At 59.6% G+C, this 14,182-nt stretch carries 12 protein-coding genes; 8 read left to right on the top strand and 4 right to left on the bottom strand.

The window, feature by feature from the left end:
- Positions 1-102: 102 nt before the first annotated feature.
- The 3 genes from AC3IX1_RS13870 (at position 103) to pgm (ending at position 4,794) form a co-directional block, all read left to right on the top strand.
- Positions 103-1,593 (top strand): hypothetical protein, encoded by a 1,491-nt coding sequence (locus tag AC3IX1_RS13870; RefSeq protein ID WP_489388646.1) that lies wholly within the window; start codon positions 103-105, stop codon positions 1,591-1,593.
- Positions 1,594-1,633: 40 nt separating this feature from the next.
- Entirely contained in the window at positions 1,634-3,034 is a 1,401-nt protein-coding gene (locus AC3IX1_RS13865) for an aminotransferase-like domain-containing protein (protein ID WP_489388645.1), read from the top strand.
- A 113-nt stretch (positions 3,035-3,147) separates the two neighbouring features.
- Positions 3,148-4,794 carry a phosphoglucomutase (alpha-D-glucose-1,6-bisphosphate-dependent) gene (pgm, locus tag AC3IX1_RS13860; protein ID WP_489388644.1) on the top strand — a complete coding sequence of 549 codons (1,647 nt, stop codon included), beginning with the start codon at positions 3,148-3,150 and terminating at the stop codon, positions 4,792-4,794.
- 224 nt (positions 4,795-5,018) lie between these two features.
- Here the strand turns inward: pgm and AC3IX1_RS13855 are convergent, their stop codons facing one another.
- The gene (locus tag AC3IX1_RS13855) at positions 5,019-5,714 is read right to left on the bottom strand and encodes a pirin family protein (RefSeq protein ID WP_489388643.1); all 696 of its coding nucleotides are present in this window, start codon (positions 5,712-5,714) and stop codon (positions 5,019-5,021) included.
- A 279-nt stretch (positions 5,715-5,993) separates the two neighbouring features.
- Here AC3IX1_RS13855 and AC3IX1_RS13850 point away from each other — a divergent pair, with 279 nt between their 5' ends.
- Positions 5,994-8,468, top strand: a complete 2,475-nt coding sequence (locus AC3IX1_RS13850; RefSeq protein WP_489388642.1) for a UvrD-helicase domain-containing protein — start codon at positions 5,994-5,996, stop codon at positions 8,466-8,468.
- A gap of 174 nt (positions 8,469-8,642) precedes the next feature.
- On the opposite strand, the gene AC3IX1_RS13845 is transcribed toward AC3IX1_RS13850, so the two are convergent.
- Positions 8,643-8,915: a DUF1652 domain-containing protein gene (locus AC3IX1_RS13845; protein WP_095942234.1), complete on the bottom strand. Its 273-nt coding sequence runs from the start codon at positions 8,913-8,915 to the stop codon at positions 8,643-8,645.
- A 266-nt stretch (positions 8,916-9,181) separates the two neighbouring features.
- Here AC3IX1_RS13845 and AC3IX1_RS13840 point away from each other — a divergent pair, with 266 nt between their 5' ends.
- The 4 genes from AC3IX1_RS13840 (at position 9,182) to AC3IX1_RS13825 (ending at position 12,985) form a co-directional block, all read left to right on the top strand.
- The gene (locus AC3IX1_RS13840; protein ID WP_489388641.1) at positions 9,182-9,997 is read left to right on the top strand and encodes a helix-turn-helix transcriptional regulator; all 816 of its coding nucleotides are present in this window, start codon (positions 9,182-9,184) and stop codon (positions 9,995-9,997) included.
- A 50-nt stretch (positions 9,998-10,047) separates the two neighbouring features.
- Positions 10,048-11,454, top strand: coding sequence for an NAD(P)/FAD-dependent oxidoreductase (locus AC3IX1_RS13835; RefSeq protein ID WP_489388640.1), 1,407 nt, complete (start codon positions 10,048-10,050; stop codon positions 11,452-11,454).
- Between the two features lie 28 nt (positions 11,455-11,482).
- Positions 11,483-11,824: a cupin domain-containing protein gene (locus AC3IX1_RS13830; RefSeq protein ID WP_477776212.1), complete on the top strand. Its 342-nt coding sequence runs from the start codon at positions 11,483-11,485 to the stop codon at positions 11,822-11,824.
- Between the two features lie 75 nt (positions 11,825-11,899).
- Positions 11,900-12,985, top strand: a complete 1,086-nt coding sequence (locus AC3IX1_RS13825) for a polyamine ABC transporter substrate-binding protein (RefSeq protein ID WP_489388639.1) — start codon at positions 11,900-11,902, stop codon at positions 12,983-12,985.
- Positions 12,986-13,030: 45 nt separating this feature from the next.
- Here AC3IX1_RS13825 and AC3IX1_RS13820 read toward each other — a convergent pair whose 3' ends face one another.
- Entirely contained in the window at positions 13,031-13,702 is a 672-nt protein-coding gene (locus tag AC3IX1_RS13820; protein WP_489388744.1) for an MliC family protein, read from the bottom strand.
- A 137-nt stretch (positions 13,703-13,839) separates the two neighbouring features.
- Positions 13,840-14,064: a YgdI/YgdR family lipoprotein gene (locus AC3IX1_RS13815; protein WP_046043323.1), complete on the bottom strand. Its 225-nt coding sequence runs from the start codon at positions 14,062-14,064 to the stop codon at positions 13,840-13,842.
- Positions 14,065-14,182 lie beyond the last annotated feature (118 nt).

Below are 14,182 nucleotides of genomic sequence, written 5' to 3'. Positions count from 1 at the left end.
GTTAGCATTTGGCAATAAAGTCCATGACTCCATTCGCGCCGACAGTCCAACGGGATTTGCTGTCTGCACGATATTGAACTTACGAGTATCAGGTAAATAAAGATGACCAGCATCCATGACCAAGCGATGAACTATGTCTATCAACAAGTGCTGCAGCGACTGCTGGGTTTTTTCTCCCGGGCCGAACGCACTGCATTGCAATTGTTGATTCAGCGCCTGGCGGTAGCGGCCGGGGGCATGGAGCACATTGGCGACTACAAGGTGTTGGCGATCCAGTCCGGGGCCCGTGACAACTGCTACACGTTGGCACTGTTGCGTGCCGCGCAGTTGACCATCGCTACTCGCGCGCCGGCGACATTCCAGTTGCGCATCGCCTCGTTACGGCTGAACGGGACGAACGGTGCGGCCGTGGAAAACATGCACCGGACCAACAGCGCATTGTTTGTCTATGACGATCCCCGGGTCGAGGTGTTGATGGTCGATGATCGGGAAGTATTGGCGTTCAACCACCTGACGCCGATCTCCGACGCCGGTCGCGAGTCCAGCCGCCTGAACCTGCTGCTGATCGGCCATTGCCGGGAGTGGCGCAGCGGGTTCGCCCTGTGGGATGACGGTTATCTGGCCACGGGAGAGTTCTACGGACAGATCGCCCGCTGGGACGCTGGTGTCGACGCTTTGCTCATCAGTGACACGCCACGTCAGCAGAAGCAGTTCATCGAGGGTTTGAAACGTGCCGCCACCAAGGCCGGGCTCCAGTTTTCGCACACGGGCGAGGCTGGTTATGCGGGGTTGTTTGCATTGCTCGATGAACTGGGCAGTGACTGTTATCAAGGGTTCTACGCCGATTACGGCCAGGCTCCGTGGCGCCCGCAAGAGCGCTTCGAGATCTGTCGTCGTACGGCCTGCATCGACATTCATGACTTGCTGGTCAGCAACCTGGAGGAGCGCTGGCCATTGCTGACGGAATTTCTCGGGTTCCAGTCAGACGAATTGTCCGCGCAGATCAGCGACAACGAATTCGTCAGCCCGTTGATCTCGGCACACGTTCGAGGGTTGCATGCGTGCTTCGTGCAGAACCGCAATTACGAATCCGGTGTTGCGCAATACCTGCAACGCGCCCTGGTGATGATGCGCCGCAAGCACTTGCCCGAGCGATTGTACGAGCAGGCCATCGAGGTCTTCGGCAATCCGGCAACACTGTCCGAACTGCGCGCCCGAGCGGCGGCCGAGGCACAAAAGAACCTCGGACTGAGCGAAGCACAACTGGTGTGCCTGCTGTTTGCGCCCTTTATCGAAAAAGGTGCGGGGCTCGAGCGTTTTCTGCGTCAGTGCCATCCCGGCATGCTGGTGGCCATGCCCGAGCTGCACAAGGCTATGCAGGGGCATCCGGTGGCCGAACAGATCATGCAATGGATGATTGATGTCAGCGGATTGCCCGTCAGCCTGATCGGCCGGCTTTACCGCATGGAGTGGACGCCCGCAGGCGATAGCGGGGCGGCTGAAACAATCATTCAAAGGGCTGTGTTGCAAAATGCGCTGGGCGATCCTGAGGCTGACAGTACGTTGGTGGATGAATGGTCAGCGGGCCACTGAACGTGGGCGGATTTTCAGCCAGTACGGTTGGCCTTCGCCCATGAAAGGCCCACGAGAAACGGATTTCGCCTATCAGGCGGTGTATCGATACCTGGTCAGCCTGATCAACGAGTCTGAAGGGGATTCGCGCATCCGCCTGCCGTCGCTGCGGCACCTGGCGGAGCGTCTCAATGTATCGATCTCGACCATTCAATACGCCTATTCGCTGCTGGAGAAAGAAGGGCGGGTCTATTCGGTGGCCAAGTCCGGCTACTACGCATTGCCAGTGTCCTCGACCAACCTGCAGGACAGCGGCAGCGACTTGCTGGAAGCCGTCTACGTCAATGCCAGGCGCCCGGGGATGCTGGTCTTGAGCGCCGATGAACCGGCGTTATTGCAGCCGCTCGACAGTCCTTTGTTGCTGTTGGAGCGGGAGTTGCTGCGCCAATATCCCCGCCAGCCGCAGTCGCCTTCGCAACCCTGCGGCGAGCTCGAATTGCGCACCGCCCTGGCAGCACGCTACACCACGTCTCCCATGCGTTACTGGCACGCCGATGATGTCTACATCGGCGCCGACCTTCGCGGTGTACTGGAAATCCTGATCGCCGTGCTGGACTTGAAAGACGCCACGGTGGTGGTCGAATCGCCGTGCGACTGGGCGATCCTGCGTCTGTTTCAAGCCGCTTGCGTACGGGTGATCGAATTGCCTGTGCAAGCCGATGGCGGCCTGGATCCGCAACGTCTGAAAATGCTGCTCGATACCGAGCCGGTAAGGCTGGTGCTGTTGTCATCGGCACTGAACATGCCCCGTGGCAGCCTGGCGCCTGACGAAAACAGGCAGGTCATTGCCCGGATGTTGGCCGCGCATGGCAGTTGGGTGCTGGAAAACGACTGTTATGGCGAACTCGGATTCGACCTGGGCGCCGTGCGGTTTCGAGACTTGCTGGACCCTGAACGGCTGATGGTGTTTTCCACGTTCGAGAAAATCATCGGGCCTGAAGCGCCCTATGGTTACCTGCTTTCAAGGCATTTGAGCGCTGAACTGCAACGGCACTTTCTGCTGCGTTCCTTCCGTCTCTCGCCGATTCGCCAGAAAGCCATCGCCCGCTTGTACAGCAGCGGTCGCATCGATCAACACCTGCTGGTGCTGCGACGGCTACTCAAGGAGCGCAAGAGTCAAATGACCCTGTTGTTGCAGGAGCGATTGGGTGATGCCGTGCATTTCGTCGAGCCAGAAGGTGGCGCAACGGTCTGGGCGCGTTCGTTGCGTCGGGTCAATGTCCGTCGTGTGTTCCAGCGCCTGCTGGCGCATCAGGTGGTCATCGCACCGGGCGAGCTGTTCAGCCTCCACGGTCTGCACGGACAGCATTTGCGCCTGAGCCATACCTTCGGCGGCGATCACAACCTGGCGGCTGCACTGGGGCTGCTGGGGGATGCGCTGCGCCTGGAATCTATCGAGTGAGTGAGACAAAAAATAACAACCTCCACTGTGTTGGATCGATCCCATCGCCTTGCGGTCAAACTGCCAGTAAACTGCGACCCAATTCCTGAACCACTCTATTCCAGAGGTTTTGCATGACACTCAGTCCTTTTGCGGGTAAACCGGCACCGGCACAATTGTTGGTCGACATCCCGCGACTGGTAACGGCCTATTACACCGGCCAGCCTGATGCCGCGATTTCGACCCAGCGCGTTGCCTTCGGCACGTCCGGGCACCGGGGCAGCTCGTTCGACTTGAGTTTCAACGAATGGCACGTGCTGGCGATCAGCCAGGCGATCTGCCTGTACCGCGAAGCTCAAGGCATCGATGGCCCGCTGTTTGTCGGTATCGACACCCACGCGCTGTCCACGCCAGCGGGCGCCAGCGCCCTCGAAGTACTGGCGGCCAACGGCGTGACCGTGATGATTGCCACTGGCGACGAGTACACGCCGACACCGGCCATTTCCCATGCGATTCTCTGCTACAACCGTGGTCGCACCAGCGGCCTGGCGGACGGCATTGTCATCACGCCGTCCCACAACCCGCCGCAAAGCGGTGGCTACAAGTACAACCCAACCAACGGTGGCCCGGCCGATACCCACATCACCAAGTGGATCGAAGCCAAGGCCAACGAACTGCTGGCCAACAAGCTCGCTGGCGTCAAGCGCATCAGCTACGAGCAGGCTCTGAAGGCCAGCACCACTCATCGTCACGATTACCTCAACACCTATGTCGCCGACCTGATCAACGTGATCGACTTCGACGCCATCCGCGACGCCAAGCTGCGCCTGGGTGTCGATCCGCTGGGTGGAGCAGGGGTGCGCTACTGGTCGGCGATTGCCGAGCATTACCGCCTGGACCTGGACGTGGTGAACAAAGAGGTCGACCCGACCTTCCGCTTCATGACCGTCGACTGGGACGGTCAGATCCGCATGGACCCATCGTCCAGCCATGCGATGCAAGGCCTGATCGGCCTGAAAGAACGCTTCGACGTGGCGTTTGCCTGCGACCCGGACCACGACCGCCATGGCATCGTCACCCCTTCCGGTGGCTTGCTGGCGCCGAACAACTACCTCGCCGTGGCCATCGACTACCTGTTCCAGAACCGTCCGCAATGGCGCGCCGATGCCGCCGTGGGTAAAACCGTGGTCAGCAGCGGCCTGATCGATCGCGTGGCCAAGCGCCTGGGTCGTCGCCTGTATGAAGTGCCGGTCGGTTTCAAATGGTTTGCCGACGGCCTGTTCGATGGATCCCTGGGTTTTGGCGGCGAAGAAAGCGCTGGTGCCTCGTTCCTGCGCAAGGACGGCGGGGTCTGGAGCACCGACAAGGACGGTTTGATTCCGGCCCTGTTGGCCGCCGAAATGACGGCCCGCACCGGTCGCGACCCGAGCCAGGCGTACCGTGCCTTGACCGATGAACTGGGTGAGCCGTTCTCGGTGCGGGTCGACGCCAAGGCCAATCCGGAGCAAAAAGCGCTGTTGAGCAAGCTGTCACCGCAACAGGTCACCTCGACCCAACTGGCGGGCGAGCCGATCCAGAGCATCCTCAGCCACGCACCGGGCAATGACCAGGCCATTGGCGGTCTCAAGGTCATGACCGAGAACGGCTGGTTCGCGGCGCGTCCATCGGGCACGGAAGACATCTACAAGATCTACGCCGAAAGCTTTGTCAGCGACGACCACCTCAAGCAACTGGTGGCCGAGGCGCAAACGCTGGTGGATGGTGCCATTTCCGCGAAGTGATCGCGGGCACTGTGGTGAGGGACACTGTGGCGAGGGGGCTTGCCCCCGTTGGGTTGCGAAGCGACCCTGAAACCGGCAAACGCGGTTTTCCTGAAGCACCGCATAGTCTGGATCTACGACTGCTTCGCAGTCGAACGGGGGCAAGCCCCCTCGCCACAATGAGCCAGGCGTAAAAAAGGGGCGACCAATACGGTCGCCCCTTTTTTTGGATTACGTTCAGCGAATCAAGCCACATCCACCAGAACAATCTCGCTGTCCTCGATCGCCATCACCCGCAGCACCTGCTCATCGGCAACCGCGACACCATCTCGAGCTTGTGCACGCAAGCCATTGACTTCAATGACCCCGGTAGCCGGCACCAGGTACGCGCGGCGGCCCTTGTCCAGCGGGTATTCGGCAGACTCGCCGGCTTTCAGGTTGGCTGCTACCAGCCGGGCATCGGCGCGGATGCGCAGGCTCTGATCGTCGCCTTCCTTGCCGCTGGCCAGGGTGACAAAACCTTCGCGGTCGCCTTTCGGGAACGGCTTGGCGCCCCAGGACGGGGCCAGGCCGGACTCGTTCGGGATGATCCAGATCTGGAAAATCCTGGTCGGCGTCGCTTCCAGGTTGTACTCGCTGTGGGCGATCCCGGTACCGGCACTCATGACCTGGACGTCACCGGCTTCGGTGCGGCCCTTGTTGCCAAGGTTGTCCTGGTGGGTAATGGCGCCTTCACGGACATAGGTGATGATTTCCATGTCACGGTGCGGATGTTGCGGGAAACCGGTGCCGGGAGCGATCACGTCGTCGTTCCAGACCCGCAGGTTGCCCCAGTTCATGCGCTTGGGATCGTAGTATTCGGCGAACGAAAAATGGTGGTGAGCATCCAACCAGCCGTGGTGAGCGCCACCGAGGGAGTTAAAAGGTCTGAGTTCAAGCATGATCGTCTCCAGAAAAGGTTCGTCATGGGGCCAGGTGCCTGAGCCACGAAGCGAGACCGGTGAGTGATGACGGCCATCATCCAACAGGCAACAATCGATAAAAAGCGTAAAAAATGCAGCATTCCCATCGAATTAATCGATGCCAAATGGTCTCGAAAGGCTCTCATCCAGCCTTCACTTCATCGCATAAGCCAATGAGTCATAAGCAATTGACTAGAACTCAACGGCAAATGCAGACACCATAGAGCTCAACAGCCTCACACCCTGGAGTCAGTCCGCGTGCCGCAACACACCCCCGATCTTCCTCCTGAACTTCGCCCCCTGGCCGAGATGCCGCTGATCAAGCGACTGCTCGCCCGATTCTTCGGTTACAGCCTGACCCGCCTGCACGCACAGCATCGTGCGTCGTGGTTGCATGGCCAGGCCGACGGTTTTCGCAGCGGTCACAGCGCCGGGGTCGATTACGGCTACAAGGAAGGCAAGCTCGAAGGGCTGGAGGAGGGCCGGCAGGTCCTGCTGATCCGCGACTCGCGCTGTACTGAACACCGACCGCCGAATGTCGATGACCTGCTGTTCGACGATTGGCGCCTGCCATTGAGCGCCGAGTTGAAGAAGCGCATGAAAGCCGATGTCGCGCGGTTGTTGCCGGCCCATGCCCAACCCAGCGCCGCACAGTGGAAAATGATCTTCAGCGACACCCCGTCCACCTCGGTGATCGCGGGTGCCGGTGCAGGCAAATCGACCACGCTGGTGCTGCGTATCTTGCTGTTGACCCACTATCTGGGCTTCGAACTGAGTTCGATGACGGTGGTGACCTTCACCCGAGAGTCGCGCAAGGACTTCATCAACAAGTTGATCGAACTGTTTGCGCTCTGGGGCCGCGCAATCAGTTTCAAGGAGGCGCGGGATCTGGTGCGTACCTTCCACTCGCGGATCCTGCCGATGGTGCGCAGCCTTCCGGGTTTCGAGCGTTTGCAGGCTTTCGAGAACCTCAGCCTGCGGGCCGCACAGGGTGATGAGGAGGTCGACAGCAATCCGTTCGATCTGCGCATCAACGACGCTCAGCGCCAACAGCTCAATGCCTGTTATCACCGCCTGCACAGTGACGATGAACGTTTTCGCGAGCTGATCAAGCCATTGTCCCGGCATGCCTTGCAACTCAAGGAGCTGGAGCGCGATCACCCGGATGTGCAGAAACGCATGGGCGTTACCGAGCTTGCGGCCAAACGCGATGAAGAACTGTGCGACGCCATCGAGGACCTGTGGTTTCGCGCCGGCGCCTGGCCCATCAAGGGCATCGAACCGAATCGCCAGTCGTTCGATATCAACGGTTCGACATTCCATTGTCACGGCTACATCCCGTCCCTGGATGCCTGGGTGGTGCTGGGGTTCGATCCTCGGGAAAATCCGCAGGTCACGCGACCAAACGCCAAGCTGACGGTACGCGCAGAATGGGCAGTAAAGCGCACCCTGTTTCAAGCTTTCTGCCGTAAGCCGTTGATATGGCTTGATAGTTACGAATCATCAAAACGTGTCTTGGCCTCGCTTGCCGGTGATGCCAGCGCCGGGCCGGGCTTCGATTACAAGGTCAAGGGCGAGCTCGCTTCCGCGCCGCTGCTCGATTGCTTTGTCGCCGCCGCCGGGTTCATCGAAAACCTCGGGCTGGATGTGCCGAGCGCGGTAGGCCAGATGAGTTTCGCCAAGGACGATCCCGACCGGTTCTTCTTCGAGGCCTTGAGCCTTTACTGGCGGGCGCTGGAAGATCACTTGCTGGATCAGAAGCCGCCGATCATGACCTACAACCGGATGTTCGCTCTGTTCAGCGAACATTCGCCGGAGAACCTCAAGCTGCTCAGTGATGAACTGCTGCAGCCGCTGTCACACCTGATGATCGACGAATTCCAGGATGTCTCGCCGCAGATCGTCTCCTGGATCAGGGCCAGCCTGGCAGAGATCCGCAGTCGCGGGCCGGCCATGCACGTCGGACGCGGAGCCCAGCGCTCCTCGCTGCTGTGTGTGGGCGATGACTGGCAGTCCATCTATGGTTGGCGCGGCAGTTCACCGACCTACTTCATGGAGTTCAACAAGGAGTTCCCGTCGCCGAGCACCACCAAGGTCATGCTCAGCGACAACTACCGCAGCCACCAGCACATCATCGATGCCGCCGAGCACATCGTGCGTGCAGCACCAGCCATTGCCGGGAAGAAAGCCAAGGCCAGCGGTGAACCCAAGGCGTTGCTGCCAGTGAACGTCCTCGATCGTGATGACCAGGGCATGGCCCAACGCCTGATGGAACATTACCGAAAGGGCGATTCGATCTTGATGCTTTATCGAAAAAGTAGCGATAAGTTATTGATAGAAGAGCATATTCAGCCTGTAGTTAATGCTGATTCTAGCTTGCCGTATGAGGCTCGCAGGCTCAAGCAACTGACGTATCACAGCGCCAAGGGCCTCCAGGCCGATGCGGTGTTTTTGCTGGGCGACTGCCAGCACCTGACCAGTTCGCCTTACAAGAATCAGGTTTACCGGATGGCGGGCCTGGGCAAGGCCGGTGACAGCGAACCCTACGACAACGCCCAGAAGGACGAGATCCTGCGGCTGGCCTACGTGGGTATTACCCGCGCCGTCAGCCATTGCTACTGGTACGTCGATGCGCAAGACTCCCAGGCCGCGAACATGCCCAAGGCCTCCGACCGGATCGGCAAGGGCAAGGCGTTCTTTGTCGATCATCGTGGAAGCCAAATCACCGTCTGACTTTTGAATCGAGGCTTTGTAGGAGCGAGCTTGCTCGCGATGGTCGTTAACGAAAACGCGTATTTACTGGTTAAACGCGGCGCTCTTGAGTCCATCGCGAGCAAGCTCGCTCCTACAGGGAACAGCGCTCAACAAAAAGCCCACTTGAAAGTGGGCTTTTTAATAACTCGGCCTTCAGGCATAACTTCTGAGGGCTTGTGGTGGTACGAAGGCTTCAAGTTCATCCTCCACCGCTTCGATTATCAGTTCTACATCCGCAGCATTCATGACGGTGGCGCACGGAATACCGGCAATGGCGATCATGGTCTCGCCAGTGGCACGATCAAAAAGACGGGCAATCATGCTGCCCGGTGCGTCCATGCTCGCCTCGAAACCCATGGGATGAAAATGCCAGCGCATCAGCTGGCAGGCGTTTGGAAACGTAACCTTACTGAACCCTTTATTCATGTGTTGCCCGCCTTCATTATCGAGCGCGTCCGTTAGCTCATGGTAGGAGGGAAGAACCTTCATTGGTTCAACCAGTGACAGTTTTTAAAAGTAGCATCCGGATGTGAAAATAATGTGGAGTTTTCAGGTCGTTTGGCGATTGCCAACGTTTTTTTTGATCCAGCTCACGCTTATCAGCCATTTACCGGCACCCGCCATCCTCGGTTTAGTCGTTGAAGACAAAACGGAAGTTGGGCAAGCTCGGTATTTTTCCGTCGAGATGTTCAATGCACGCCGATGATGATGGCCCGCTGCAAACCCAGGCTACGGGCGAGACGGTCATGCGCTATCACTTGCGCTGGAAGCACCGGGATCTGGACGGCGTCATGGCGCTTTATCACCCTGAGGTCCAGTACAACGATTTTTTCCAGAACCGGATCATGGGCCTGGCCGAATTGCGCGAGTATGTACGTAGCAGCATGCCCCGGGATCCGGATGAAGCGCTGGAGCATTCCGACCGAATTCGACTGGACGGCAATACCGCGTTCATTCAGTACCGCATCACCCTGCGTGGCGGTGAAGGGCTGGTGTCGTTCCGCGCCAGCGAAGCGATCACCGTCAAGGACGGGCTGATTTGGCGGGTCAATGAATATGCTTCATTGGTGCACGAACAACCCGGCAGCAAAACGTCCGGCAACCAGCGCCCGGCGGTCAGCCGGCTCGGCCTGTCGCCTCGCCAGTTGAGCTTCATGGCCGATGACCTGCAACAGTATTTCCAGGGTCAACAGCCTTATCTGGACCCGGAGCTCGATCTGCAACGAGTGGCGAAGGAGTGTGGCTACAGCCGCAACCAGATTTCCTACCTGTTGAACCAGGTGCTGGGCCAGAGCTTCTACCGCTACGTCAACCACGCGCGCCTGCAACACTTGCTGGCGGCGCTGGATGCCGCCACGCCGCCCGTGCGTATCGATGAGCTGGCGTTCGCTGCCGGCTTCAATTCGCTGTCGGCGTTCTACAGCTGTTTCCGCCAGCACACCGGCCAGTCACCCAAGGCCTACGTCAAACAAATTTCTTTGCGTGCACGCGCGCAAGACAGCCCCTGAGCCCACGCACTAGGATCGACGCCATCGAAGTTTGAGTGGCGGAGTCTTGCATGCCGGCGTGGCGCACTATCAGTTTGTGGATGGACCAGCTCGACGAGCCGCTATTGGCGCGTCCGGCGCTGGAGCGGGACCTGGATGTCGACGTGGCGATCATCGGCGCGGGCTACACCGGGCTCTGGACCGCGTACTACCTCAAGCAACATAAACCAGACCTGAACATTGCGATTGTCGAAGCGCAAACCGCCGGTTTCGGTGCGTCTGGACGCAATGGCGGCTGGCTGATGGGCAATTTGCTGGGTGAAGATCGCCTGCTGGCCAAGCTGCCGGCCGAAGAACGCCGTGCCTCCTACGATTTGTTGCACAGTATTCCGGATGAAGTGGAGATTGTCCTCGAACGCGAGGGAATCGACTGCGATTACCGAAAAGGTGGAGTGCTGTATTGCGCCGCACGCTATCCGGAGCAGGAGGCCAGCCTGCGTCACTATCTGGACGATCTCCACCGCCAGGGCCTCAACGACAGCCACTATCGCTGGCTGAACCCGGAACAACTGGCGCAACAGATCCGCGTCGCCAAACCCTATGGCGGCATCTACGCACCGCACGTGGCGACCATTCACCCGGCCAGACTGGTGCGGGGGCTGGCCCGGGCAGTGGAGCGCCTGGGCGTCAGAATCTACGAAAACAGCCCGGTCACCCATTGGCAGTCCGGCAGCCTGCGCACGGCGAAAGCTTCGGTGCGCAGTCGCTGGGTGGTGCCGGCGGTAGAAGGCTACTCGGTCACGCTGCCGCCATTGGGGCGTTACCAGATGCCGGTGCAGAGCCTGATCGTCGCGACCGAGCCATTGCCTGCGGCCACCTGGGACGAAATCGGCCTGAGTCGCGGCCAGGCGTTCAGCGAGGCCAGTCGCCAGGTCACCTACGGTCAGCGCACCGCAGACAACCGATTGATCTTTGGCGCCCGAGGCGGCTACCAGTTCGCCGGCAAGCTGCGGCACGACTTCGACCTGACCTCTGACGAAATACAGCTGCGGCGCTACCTGTTCGGCGAACTGTTCCCGCAGTTGAAGAACGTGCAGATCACCCATTCCTGGGGCGGCAACCTGGGCATGTCCCGGCATTTCCAGCCGCACATGCTTTGCGACCGGGCCAACGGCATTGCGCTGTCTGGCGGTTATGGCGGGGAGGGCGTTGGCGCCAGCAACCTGGGAGGCCGCACGCTGGCCGACCTGATCCTGGGGCGCGACACCGAACTGGTGCGCCAGCCGTGGGTCATCCCCCAGCGCGGCCTCGACGCACTGCGGGCCTGGGAGCCGGAGCCGATCCGCTGGCTCGGCTACAACGCGATCATCCGCAGCTTTGTCCATGAGGACCAGACCCTGGCCAACCCGGCCACTGCGCCCTGGCGGCGCAAGCTGGCCAGCGGGGTGGCCGGTTTCATGGAAGGTTTCATGCACTAAACACGCTTCTATATCGACAGGTATTCCCATGAGCATCACGCAATTCAAGAACACCGCAACCCTGAAACTGGATGAGTCCAATCCGGTCGCCGTACCTCTGGGCACCCCCGTGGCCGTGGCGTCGACCACCAGCGTCGAACGCGACGACGGCGTCGAGACCGGTGTCTGGGAATGCACCCCCGGACGCTGGCGGCGGCAGATCGTCGCCCAGGAGTTCTGCCACTTCATCCAGGGCCGCTGCACCTTCACCCCGGACGGCGGCGAGCCCCTGTACATAGAAGCCGGCGACGCACTGATGTTGCCGGCCAACAGCCTCGGCATCTGGGACATCCAGGAAACCGTGCGCAAGACCTACGTACTGATTTTTTAAATTTTCAATTCTTTGAAATTTGAAAGCTGATCCTTTGATTGCCTGCCAACAAAAAAAACCTACAGGAATCGACTCATGATCCGAAAGACACTGACTCTGGCCCCGTTGATGCTGGTTGCATCGATCAGCCAGGCCGCCGAAACCGTCAAGATCTACAACTGGTCGGATTACATCGCGCCAGACACCACGAAAAACTTCCAGAAAGAAACCGGCATCGGCTTCACCTACGACGTCTACGACAGCAACGAAACCCTCGATGGCAAGTTGATGACCGGCAAATCCGGCTACGACGTGGTGTTCCCGTCCAACCACTTCATGGCCCGGCAGATTGAAGGCGGCGCGCTGAAGAAACTCGACAAGAGTCAGCTGCCGAACTGGAAAAACCTCAACCCGGTATTGCTCAAGGCATTGCAGACCAACGACCCGGGCAATGAGCACGGCTTCCCGTACCTGTGGGGCAGCACCGGCATCGGCTACAACATTGCCAAGGTCAAGGCGGTGCTGGGCGACAACGCGCCGGTGGATTCCTGGGACCTGATCTTCAAGCCCGAGAACATGCAGAAATTGCAGAAGTGCGGCGTGGCCATCCTCGACAACGGCCCCGAACTGCTGCCAGCCGCGTTGAACTACCTCGGATTGCCGCCTCACAGCAAGAACCCGGAAGACTACAAGAAGGCCGAAGCCCTGCTGCTGAAAGTGCGGCCCTATGTCAGCTATTTCCACTCGTCCAAGTACACCAGTGACCTGGCCAACGGCGATATCTGCGTCGCGGTCGGTTTCTCCGGCGACATCCTGCAAGCGGAAAACCGCGCCAGGGAAGCCAACAACGGCATCGACATCGGCTATTCGATTCCCAAGGAAGGCGCCGCGATCTGGTTTGACATGGTCGCGATGCCCGCCGACGCGCCGGACGAAAAAGCCGGTTACGCCTTCATGGACTACCTGCTGCGTCCGGACGTCATGGCCAGCGTCAGCAACTACGTGCATTACGCCAATGGCAACGAGAAGGCTGACAGCCTGATTGATCCAGCGATCAAGAACGACACCAAGGTTTACCCAAGTCCTGAAATGATGGGCAAGCTGTTTGCGCTGGAAGCCATGCCGCTGAACATCGACCGGGTGCGTACCCGGGTCTGGAACAAGATTCGCACCGGCAGCTAAAGCGCTGAGCGGCCATCGGGACAGGACGTCCCGATGCCATCGTCATCAGCCGACCGGCTCGGCTGCGCAACTCATCTGGCCTGAGCCGGGAATCTGGAAAAACACGTCATCGCCCAGTTGCCAGAAGCTGTAGCTGCCTTTGTAGTCCTTGCCCGTGTACCGGGTTCCGGAATTGTCAGGCACCTGGTTCAGCGTCACCGAGGTGTTGGCCCATTTCAGGAACACCACGCCTGGTTCGACCGTAAAGAAGGTCGCGGCAACCAATGCGTTAAACCCTGCGCAACGATAAGCCAAGGGGCCTTCGGTGAGTCTGCTGGGGTCCTTGGTTCTCGCAATGGCCGAGCCCTGGCGCAGTTGGAACGCACGCTCGGCATAACTTCGCACGACGCACGCCTTGGCTTGAGCCCCGCCACCACACTGGTTGCGGGATTCAAACCAGAACCGCTGATCAATCTCGACTTTGTCAGGGCGCGGCACTGAATGTTCGTCGGTGAGTGCCAGGAGATAAAGACGATTGAGTTCCAGGTCCATGCGCGCCAGTTGAGCGTCGTGACAGACAAGCTTTTCGGCGGATGCCTGGGGCGTGGCGCAATCGAAACTGGTTTTGTACGTTGGCAAGGGCTTTGGCTTGGCCTTTGTGGCGGCGTCACACAGGCTCGCCGTCACGCACGCGCTGACGGCGAGCACTGAGGCCAGAAGTGGCATGACCATTTTCATTTCGGCGTCACCTGAGTCTTTGCGTGATGCCCGTATTGCAACGCCTGTGTCGAAGCGTTGCACAGTCATTCGGTCGCACGGGGTCTATCGAGTGTAAAGCAGTGCTCGAAACCTGCCACATCGTGCCAGGAGAAACGTCAGTCCTCTTCGCGAATCGTCGCCACTTCATCGGCCCTGACTTTCACCATCGCCCCCGAAATGTCCTCAAACTCAAAGAACCCATCCTTGGTTTTGGTCTTCGGCATGTCCTTGGTCAGGTATTGAGTGCCGTTCTGCAGCGTCACCACCGTTGGCGTCGAGCAACCGGCCAGCGCCAGCAGGGCCGCTACAGCCAGGGGCAAGCCCAATGTCTTGATGTCCATGATCACCTCCCGTACGTTTAAGGCAGCGCCATCAGCCCGAGGCTGTCACTGACCTGTATGGCGGTTGGTGCCGCCAGGGGGCAGAAAGTTCTACTGCCCGGGGAAAATTTCGTACAGC

This window comes from Pseudomonas sp. KH_046_2 (assembly GCF_057838985.1).
Note: the sequence above shows the minus strand (reverse complement) of the source record. Positions and strands in the feature narration are given on the sequence as shown.

Coding starts and splice junctions, on each gene's coding strand:
- AC3IX1_RS13820 (WP_489388744.1), bottom strand. CDS start 13,702: ATGAAAATGGTCATGCCACTTCTGGCCTCAGTGCTCGCCGTCAGCGCG.
- AC3IX1_RS13830 (WP_477776212.1), top strand. CDS start 11,483: ATGAGCATCACGCAATTCAAGAACACCGCAACCCTGAAACTGGATGAG.
- AC3IX1_RS13815 (WP_046043323.1), bottom strand. CDS start 14,064: ATGGACATCAAGACATTGGGCTTGCCCCTGGCTGTAGCGGCCCTGCTG.
- AC3IX1_RS13835 (WP_489388640.1), top strand. CDS start 10,048: ATGCCGGCGTGGCGCACTATCAGTTTGTGGATGGACCAGCTCGACGAG.
- AC3IX1_RS13870 (WP_489388646.1), top strand. CDS start 103: ATGACCAGCATCCATGACCAAGCGATGAACTATGTCTATCAACAAGTG.
- AC3IX1_RS13825 (WP_489388639.1), top strand. CDS start 11,900: ATGATCCGAAAGACACTGACTCTGGCCCCGTTGATGCTGGTTGCATCG.
- AC3IX1_RS13855 (WP_489388643.1), bottom strand. CDS start 5,714: ATGCTTGAACTCAGACCTTTTAACTCCCTCGGTGGCGCTCACCACGGC.
- AC3IX1_RS13845 (WP_095942234.1), bottom strand. CDS start 8,915: ATGAATAAAGGGTTCAGTAAGGTTACGTTTCCAAACGCCTGCCAGCTG.
- AC3IX1_RS13865 (WP_489388645.1), top strand. CDS start 1,634: ATGAAAGGCCCACGAGAAACGGATTTCGCCTATCAGGCGGTGTATCGA.
- pgm (WP_489388644.1), top strand. CDS start 3,148: ATGACACTCAGTCCTTTTGCGGGTAAACCGGCACCGGCACAATTGTTG.
- AC3IX1_RS13840 (WP_489388641.1), top strand. CDS start 9,182: ATGCACGCCGATGATGATGGCCCGCTGCAAACCCAGGCTACGGGCGAG.